The organism is Polynucleobacter sp. AP-Latsch-80-C2 (genome assembly GCF_018882185.1).
Classification (GTDB): domain Bacteria; phylum Pseudomonadota; class Gammaproteobacteria; order Burkholderiales; family Burkholderiaceae; genus Polynucleobacter.
Map to the genome: position 1 here is coordinate 1 of NZ_JACVOY010000029.1, position 1059 is coordinate 1059.

Genomic DNA, 1059 nt, shown 5'->3' on the forward strand with positions numbered 1-1059 from the left:
GGTGGATTCAACTACGAAGTGCAACTTTGAACAACTAGTTAAGGAGGCTAAGGATGTTTTAGTATCCAAAGCTTCTAGACCTGCAAGTCAAAGTAGCCATGACCTATCAACACCTTAGCCAAACTGAACGATATCAGATTTATATCCTCATGAAAGACGGAAAAACCCAAACTCAAATAGCCCAACTGATGGATCGGCATAAGTCGACCATTAGCCGAGAGCTTGCTCGCAATACGGGGCTCAAAGGTTACCGTCCCAAGCAAGCCTGCCTGTTGGCAGAAGAACGCTCATTAGGCTGCCGTAATGCCGCCCAAATAACAGCCGATCAATGGAATCAGACAGTGGATTGCCTCTTAGCTCAGTGGAGCCCCGTCCAAATTGCCAATCAGGTTGGCATTAGTCATGAGACCATCTACCGCCATGTCTACGCCGATAAAGCCGCTGGCGGCAATCTTTACCAGCAGCTGCGTTGCCAAAAAAAGCGCAAGAAACGCTATGCCAGCGGCCGTGATCGCAGAGGCCAAATAGTAGGTAGGCGGCCGATCAGTGAGCGCCCAGCGCACATTGAGACAAGATCCCAAGTCGGCCACTGGGAAGGCGATACTGTAATTGGAGCGGCCCACAAGCAAGCTGTTGTGACCTTGGTTGAGCGCAAGAGTGGCTATGCCGTTTTGGCTAAGGTCAAGAACAAGACGTCGGATTTAGTCAGTAGCGCCATCATCACTAAATTAAACGCCGTGACCCCACTCGTTAAAACCCTGACTTTTGACAACGGCAAGGAATTTGCCGAGCACGCCAGGATTGATACAGCTCTTCAATCAACGACGTACTTTGCGGATCCGTTTGCTAGTTGGCAACGTGGATCAAATGAAAACTTCAATGGTCTATTGCGGCAATACATCCCCAAAAAGAGACCGCTATCTACTGTGACCGATAAGGAGCTTAGAATGATCCAAGACCGTTTAAACAACCGACCTAGAAAACGATTAGGATTTAAAACCCCCAATGAAGTATTTATGCAGTCCTTAAACCGTGTTGCACTTCGTGTTTGAATCTACG

1 protein-coding gene is annotated in these 1059 nt (G+C 48.3%); it reads left to right on the forward strand.

All coding sequences use genetic code 11. The features are described from left to right. The first annotated feature begins 98 nt into the window (after positions 1-98). Entirely contained in the window at positions 99-1052 is a 954-nt protein-coding gene (locus tag ICN47_RS12705; RefSeq protein WP_216168232.1) for an IS30 family transposase, read from the forward strand. Positions 1053-1059: the final 7 nt, after the last annotated feature.